General features: G+C 28.0%; 5 protein-coding genes and 1 pseudogene. 3 read left to right on the top strand and 3 right to left on the bottom strand.

From position 1 onward, the window contains the following. Both M3Z80_RS08265 and M3Z80_RS08260 read left to right on the top strand, forming a co-directional pair. A pseudogene (locus M3Z80_RS08265) lies at nucleotides 1-482 on the top strand (hypothetical protein); the annotation flags it as partial. A gap of 121 nt (nucleotides 483-603) precedes the next feature. After that, complete coding sequence (locus M3Z80_RS08260; RefSeq protein WP_293919109.1) at nucleotides 604-2,262, top strand: tetratricopeptide repeat protein; 1,659 nt, start codon at nucleotides 604-606, stop codon at nucleotides 2,260-2,262. Nucleotides 2,263-2,443: 181 nt separating this feature from the next. On the opposite strand, the gene M3Z80_RS08255 is transcribed toward M3Z80_RS08260, so the two are convergent. The 3 genes from M3Z80_RS08255 to M3Z80_RS08245 form a co-directional block, all read right to left on the bottom strand. After that, nucleotides 2,444-3,028, bottom strand: a complete 585-nt coding sequence (locus tag M3Z80_RS08255; protein WP_293919108.1) for a cysteine dioxygenase — start codon at nucleotides 3,026-3,028, stop codon at nucleotides 2,444-2,446. Between the two features lie 206 nt (nucleotides 3,029-3,234). Then, nucleotides 3,235-4,935: a lysine--tRNA ligase gene (gene lysS / locus M3Z80_RS08250; RefSeq protein ID WP_293919106.1), complete on the bottom strand. Its 1,701-nt coding sequence runs from the start codon at nucleotides 4,933-4,935 to the stop codon at nucleotides 3,235-3,237. Nucleotides 4,936-5,093: 158 nt separating this feature from the next. Continuing rightward, on the bottom strand, nucleotides 5,094-6,767 hold the full coding sequence (locus M3Z80_RS08245) for a hypothetical protein (protein ID WP_293919105.1): 1,674 nt from the start codon (nucleotides 6,765-6,767) through the stop codon (nucleotides 5,094-5,096). A 533-nt stretch (nucleotides 6,768-7,300) separates the two neighbouring features. On the opposite strand from M3Z80_RS08245, the gene M3Z80_RS08240 reads away from it, so the two are divergent. Further along, nucleotides 7,301-8,339: ammonium transporter (locus tag M3Z80_RS08240; protein WP_293919103.1), on the top strand; the 1,039-nt coding region annotated here is incomplete at its 3' end.

The following is an 8,339-nucleotide window of genomic DNA, read 5'->3' as shown; positions in this document are numbered from 1 at the left end:
GTTCATTAAAATCCAATATCGAATCGAAAGAGAGTAAAGTTGTGTTTGATGGTGGTAATTCAAGCAATTTTAATAACTTAAAAAAAAAGTTAGGATTTAATCTTTCTAAAGATCAGAAAATAAATTCATTTACTAATGGTAAAGAAGTAATCGATTTTGTAAGTAAAAATACTTCACATATTGGGGTTATAGGATTTGATGAGCTTAGTGAAGAAAATAATAATGAAGTTAAAAAGTTTCTATCAAAAGTAAAAATTTTACCAATAAAGATTAAGGATACTAGAATATACCCGACAGTTCCCAATTTAAGAAAGGGTATATATCCGTTTACAAAAAGAATATTTCTATTAAATGCAGAAAACAGTTTTAAGGTTGGTAGTAGTTTTGCAAGATTCTGTGGATCTCAAAGGGGACAACTTATTGTCACTAGGGCTGGGCTACAACCTTACTATTTATATGAGAGAAGAGTAGAATTACATTGATTAATTATGCTTAAGAGATTAATAAAATAAATTTGCTAAATTTTTTATATTCTTAAAATGATACTAACTAAACATAAGTAAATTTAATAAAATTAAGTACAATAAAAAAATAAGATATAGAATGAATTACACGAAAAAAGAAATGGGTGCCACATTTGTAATTTCTGCTATGATGTTATCAGGATTTATGAATGCACAAAGTATTCAAGAAGGTATAAAGTATTTAGGAAGCGACCAATTCAGCAAAGCAAAAAATACTTTTGAAAGTTTAGTAGCTCAATCTCCCTCTGCTGATAATTATTATTACTTAGGGTCTTATTATTTATCTATATCAAAGCCAAATATTGAGCTTGCTTCTAAAAATTTCAATAAGGGACTTGCCTTAGATTCTAAATCAAATTTAAATAGTATTGGGTTGGCAACCATAAAATTGTATCAAGGAAATAAAGCAGAAGCGAATACTGAGTTCGAAAATATAGCTAAAGGATCAAAATATAAAAATGCAGAAATTCTGTTTCAGATAGCAAAAGCTTATCAATTATTTAATAATAAGCCGGAAAGCTCTGATTATGATAAAAGTATAGAATATCTTCAAAGACTGTTAGATTTAGTGAAAAGCAAAGATAAGGCTGAATATTATATTCTTTTGGGTAATGCCTATTTAGAAAAAAAAGATCCGGGTAAAGCATTGTCAAATTATAGCAAAGCTTTAGAAATTTCAGAGGATAAATCCCTACCATATTCATTAATAGGTAATATATGGGGAAGAACTAATGGACAAGTAAAATTAGCTACTGAAAATTTTGATAAGGCATTGGCTGCCAATCCCAATAACCCTTTAATATATAAATATTTATCGGAATTTAATTTTAGAACCGGTAATTATAATGATGCTTCAAATAATTTACAAAAGTACATTTCTTTGACTGAGAATAATGATTCTTACACCCAATTCGAATTAGCCAAGATTTCTTATTATGTTAAAGATTATAGCAAATCTCTATCAATTTTGAATGCTAATTGGAATGATATTTCGGATCCATTAAAATATAAGTTAAAAGCTTTGGTATTAATTGAGAATTCAGAATTTTCTGAAGCATATAATGATATGAATCAATATCTTAAATCTACACCACAATCGAAAAGAGAAGGGTCGGATTATGGTATTTTGGGAAAAATTCAATCTTCTCTATTATCTTCAGCAACCGGTCAAGAAAAAGAAAAATTAGAGAAAGAGGCTGTATTCAATTTGACTAAAGCTTTAGAAGGAGGAGACAGAACTTATGATTATCAAGCCATTCTGTTGACCTTACGTCCTGGTGCATCTACTCAAACTGCAATTACCAATTCCAAAATAGAAGCTTTAAAAAAATTGGTAGCTGCTAATGCTAATGATACTACATCGTGGTATAATTTAGCTTTAGAACAATATGAGGCTAAAGATTATTTAGGTTCTATTGAATCATGGGATAAGTTAATATCTTTAATTCCATCATGGGAAGTTGCATATGCAGGAAAAGGAATGGCTTTATATGCGTATGACTCTGATGATAAAAGCGGTCTTGCGGCACAATCATTTCAAAAATATATAGATATGGTTGAACCTAAAAAAGAATATTCAGATAATGAAAAAGCCTATTTGACTATAGCTTATACATTCTTTTCCTATAAAGAATATCAAGCAGGCAATAAAGAAAAAGCAGAAAATTATTTGAATAAAACTTTGTCAATAGATCCTCAAAATAAAGATGCTTTAAATCTTCAAAAATTATTACAATAGTTTATAAAAATTATAAATTTGATAAGCTATTTCATTATTAATGAAATAGCTTTTTATTTAAGTTATAAAATACGTAATGCTTAAAAAAAATAAATTAATAATCGTTATAAATAAAAAATAAAATTCTAACTTCTATAGGAAATTAGAATTAAAAAATAGTTTGAATAAAAATATATTTTATTTATATTTTAGTTATTTTCTCAAAATTGTCTTTAGGTAAATTCCAAGAACAAGATGTAGCCTTTTCATTTAAAATGCCTATCATTTTATTTTCAATATCAAAAATTCTTACGCCTTTTAAAGAGGTTTGTGAAGTATGATATATATGTAAGCTAACCGAAATTTCCGGAGAATTATTTACAACTGAATGTATGCCTCCCAAATCTTCTGGAAAAATTGCACCCTCTGAAGCTACGCCTTCTCCTTCATATTTTATAAAATTATTTTCTTCAACATAGCTTATTTCTGTAAGATTTCCTTTCAATACTTTTATTAAGCCATCATAGTTTAAATGATCATGAATAGCTGTTTTATTATTAATTCCCCATAGCATCAATATAGCACAGCAATTATCGGAATATATAGGTATTCTTACATAACTTTCTTCAGGAACATTAATTTCACTAATATTAAAAGCAGCGTCATAATCTTTAAAATCATATTTAAATAATTCTGATGCAACCTGTTTATAATCAGATTTGTTTAATTTTAAATTATCAATGCTTGTTAATAATTTCTCGCTTTTATTTTTAGATATTGTTTCCATAAATATTTTTTTGTTTTTTGATCAAAGATAAGAAATTAGAATGTATATTCATTTAATTCCTATAGATTTAGTAGATATTAAAAGTATTTTACCTTAAATTGTTGGGATATGATATTTTAAAAGTTTTCATTATGCGAATTTGTTGATTTATAATAGAGTAAAGACTATCATGAATGATAGTCTTACGTATTTTTATAATTAAAATTTTATTGGATTAGTTCAACAATCTTATTATCATTATTTACAATAACTTTAATTATTGAATGCTTGGAAAGAGATTTCATAGATTTGTCCCATTTTTTTCCGCTTAATCCAGATTGAGATTTTAATTCACTTAAATCCATTTGCGAATCATTATTCTGCAATAAATTAATAATAACCTTTTCTTCCTCGGTATGCTCAATAGATGACGATTTTTTTTCTGGCTTCATTTGTGGAAAGAATAATACTTCTTGTATAGAAGGATTATTAGTAAGGAACATTATTAATCGATCCATTCCTATTCCTAATCCAGCCGTAGGAGGCATTCCAAATTCTAGTGCGCGTAAAAAATCTTGGTCAATAAACATCGCTTCATCATCTCCCTTTTCTGAAAGTTTTAATTGTTCTTCAAAACGTTCTCGTTGGTCTAACGGATCATTTAATTCAGAGTAGGAATTTGCAATTTCCTTTCCACAAACCATTAGCTCAAAGCGTTCCGTTAAGTCAGGATTATCACGATGCTGTTTGGTTAAGGGCGACATTTCTTTAGGATAATCTATTATAAAGGTGGGTTGTATAAAATTACCTTCACATTTTTCACCAAAAATTTCATCAATAATTTTACCTTTTCCCATGGTTTCATCTACCTCAATACCCATATTTTTAGCTGCCTCTCTTAATTCGTCTTCAGATTTGCCGGTTATATCGAATCCGGTGTATTTTTTTATGGCATTTGTCATGGTAATTCTTGCATAAGGAGCTTTGAAATCTATTTCGTAATCTCCGAATTTAGTATTTGTTGTACCATTAACGGAAATAGCACAATATTCTAATAATTGTTCGGTAAACTCCATCATCCAATTATAATCCTTATAAGCAACATAAATTTCCATTGCAGTAAATTCAGGATTATGAGTTCTGTCCATCCCTTCATTTCTGAAATTTTTAGAAAATTCATAAACCCCGTCAAATCCAGCAACGATTAATCTTTTTAAGTATAATTCGTTTGCAATTCTTAAATATAAAGGAATATTTAGTGCATTATGATGCGTTATAAAAGGTCTTGCCGCAGCTCCTCCGGGTATAGATTGAAGAATTGGAGTTTCTACTTCAAAGTATCCCTTTTGGTTAAAAAAGGTTCTCATTGCATTAAAAAGACGAGTCCTTTTAATGAAGATTTCTTTAATATGTGGATTTACAACAAGATCTACATATCTCATCCTATATCTTAGTTCTGGGTCATTGAAAGCATCATGTACTTTTCCTTCTTCATCAATTTTAGGAAGAGGTAATGGGCGCAATACTTTCGAAAGTAGTGTAAAATCCTTAACCATTACGGTTTTTTCTCCCATTTTTGTCAAGAATAACTCTCCTTCAATTCCAATAAAATCTCCTAAATCAAGTAATTTTTTATAAAAATCGTTATATTTAAATTTATCATCGTCAGGGCAAATAATATCTCTATTAAAATAAAGCTGAATTCTCCCTGTAGTATCTTGTAATTCGGAAAAACCGGCTTTACCTTGAATACGATTAGACATTAACCTTCCGGCAATTACAACTTTCTCTCCTTCCTTAAATTTGTTTTTAATCTCTTGAGTAGTATGTGTTACCTTATATTCGGCTGCAGGATAAGGATTTATCCCGGCATCTTTAAGCTTTTGTAATTTTTCTCTTCGAATTAGTTCTTGTTCTGAAAGTTGCATAATAACAATTTTATCGTGCAAATTTAATAATAATCTGTAAGTACTTTAAAGTATTTATTGCAATAATTTTATAATTTATTATAATTAAAATATTCTTAATAAAAAAAGACAAACAATTTTATGTTTGTCTTTTTTTATTTAATGAAATGTATATTGAATTATCTTGTTAATTTTATTTCATTTATTAGAATATCTGAAATTGGATCTGATATTCCATTTGCTACATAACCATTGGCATCCTTGATAGTTATGTTTTTTAGGTAACTTGTTTTAGCAGTATTGAATAAACCAATTTTTCTAAAAGGAATGCACATTGGAAATTTAAAACTATTCGCAGTAATGTCTTTTGGGTAAATTTTTATTTTTTTATTTAATTCAAGTATCGCACCATTGTCTGCGTATACATCATAAGTCATTTCTAAATTTTCTGAAATTAATTTTCCAGATATAGGATACTTATAATTTAAAAATACATCATATCCATAGGATGTTAATCCGTTGCATGGTAGTATTGAAGCATTTCCAGGTATAAAATTTGAAAAATTTATAGTCCTTTCAAATTCTCCAATTTCCCATAGATCAATAGATTTTTTGAAAATATCTGTAGAATAAACCGGAATTCCTAAGCTTCCGAATGAAAATAATGCAGAGGAATGAAAATGTCCTTTTGAATATGATTTTGGAGATTGAGAAATATTAACGTCGCCAATATTATAAGTATTAACACCTAAAATGATTTTTCCATTTATATCTATGAGATTTGAATCAAATACTTTAATATTAGGTATAATTGAAATTTCCATATTAGTAGTAGCCTCTCCTATCAGGTCACTATCTATTTCATTAACGTGATTAACCGAATTATCATAAATAAAAGTATTTTTTTCATTAGGGTCACTACAATATTTAAAACCTATTTTAAGGGATCGGTTAAAGTTATAACTGAGGTATGATTTATTTTGAATATTAGCCTCTAACTCTGTAGGAAAGTTGATTTGGTTTATGCTAATTCTTACCGGTATATCCCCTAAAAAACTACCGGTAGGTATATTGATGCCAACTTCAATTTTTTTTATTTGATCTAAAATTACATTAGGCATTTGCTCAACAAAATCATGTTTTAATTTTTTATTTATAGCTTTTTCAAATTTTATATGAGGATTAATTGATAAGTTTGTTTGATAAATCATTTCAACTTTATTAGGAAATTTCTGTGTATTAGTAAAACCTAATTTAATTGATAAGGCTGAGGTATATAAAGTATTAGGATTGAAAGATATTCCATCAAATTTAAATTCTTTGTCAAAAATGATAGGTTTAAAAATATAATCTCTATCAAAAGAATTGGTAACTGCTTTTAAAGAATTATTATTTACAGTAGGTTCGGTAGAGGATAATGAAATTTTAAGAGATCCATTTTTAAAAATATCACCTATGCTCGCATCTGTTGTTTGTAAATTATAAGTAGAGTTACTTTGATCTACTGAAGTAATATTTTTAATATAGGTATTTTCATCAGTAATCAAATAGATAGTATTCCCGGATATAAGTTCTTTAGTTAAATCTTCGGATAAAACCTCTAATCTGAATATACCCTTTGACATTTCAGCTTGAGAACTAAGGATTTTACTATTTTTAGAATTTAATATGACTAAATTAGGATTTACCTCCACATTGTCAAATGTGTAATCAACTCCGTCTATTTTTCCTGACTTGTTTATTATATTTTTACTTAAAGAAGGAACTGATGATGAACGGTCATAAAGATCTTCATTATTATTACATGAATAAAGTGCTAAAATTGTACAAATTGTTAAAATAATTTTTTTCATTATAATTATTATTTAGAATTAGTAAAATATTTCAAATCAGGTATTTATATTTTAAATATAAATAAATAAAATATATTATAAAGATAAGTTTATTTTTTTATTTAAAGTATAAAAAAAATATTTATTTATGTAATTATTATTTTTATATATAAACAATTATTATAATGTAGTATATATTTTTTATTATTTAAGGCGATAATTTGTTTAAAATTTTGAATAATTATATGTGAGGATTGAATGATCTTATTGTATAATTTAAGAAAGTGCAAAATGCATATCTAAACAATATGTGAAAAATTAAAATTTTCAATTGTTTAAAAACAATAATATAATTTTATGTAAAAATGATACTTAGTGATAAAGCTAACTATAATTTTATCGGGAAGATGTTTCTTGTATGTTAAAAATATAATTAAGTAAAATAAGGGGTGTCTTAAAAAAATAATAAAAATAATATTTATACCCATTAAATTATATATGTTTATTTTATTTATAAATAAAAAATTATAATTTTGCCCTATAAATATATAGGTATGCGTAACAAATTTTTAATTTTAATTTTAATTGTTGTAGGTGTTATAAGCCTCTTTTCAAATTATTGGTTTGCAGATGGAACAGCTAAAGCGGTAGCAGATGGCGTAAATTTCAATGCGGCAGATGTATCCTGGATGCTGGTAGCCTCAGTGTTAGTATTTTTGATGACACCGGGAGTTGGTTTTTTTTATGGGGGAATGGTTAATAATAAAAACATTATTAGTACTATTTTTCAAAGCTTTATAGCCATGGTTACCATAACTGTTTTATGGTTTATGTTTGGATTCGGATTAGCTTTTGGACCCGATATAGGAGGAGTAATAGGAGATCCTATACCTCATATGTTTATGCAAGGAATTGGCACAACATCTTCATGGGTAGGTGCACCTACAATTCCCATTCTTTTATTTGCCTTATTTCAATTAAAATTTGCTATAATAACACCTGCATTAATTTCCGGAGGAGTGGCTGAGCGAATAAATTTCTGGGGATATTTACTATTCATTGTAATGTTTTCAATTTTTATTTATTCACCTTTAGCACATGCTACTTGGCATCCAGAAGGAATTTTAGCAAAGGCTGGAATTTTGGATTTTGCCGGAGGTACGGTAGTACACATGAGTTCGGGGTGGGCAGCTCTAGCCGGGGCGATTTTTTTAAAAAAAAGAAGAGATACAACACTTACTGCAGCGCAAGTTCCTTATGTAATTTTAGGCGCAAGCTTACTTTGGATTGGATGGTTTGGATTTAATGCGGGATCTTCGTTTGCAGCCAATGAGTTAGGTGTATTAGCTTTTGCAAATACAACTGCTGCTTCTGCATTAAGTGCCTTAACTTGGGGATTTTTGGAAAAAATTAATGGTAAAAAATTATCCTCTGTAGGAGTATGTGTTGGAGCTGTAGTTGGTTTAGTAGCCATTACTCCCGGAGCCGGATTTGTATCCTTAGGTCATTCCTTTTTTATAGGCTTAATAGCTAGCGTGATAAGTTTTTACATGGTTAAATTTTTTCATAATAATGATGTAGATGATACGATGG

The sequence above is a fragment of the Apibacter sp. genome (assembly GCF_025291155.1).
GTDB lineage: Bacteria > Bacteroidota > Bacteroidia > Flavobacteriales > Weeksellaceae > Apibacter.
This window is presented reverse-complemented; position numbering and strand designations above follow the sequence as displayed.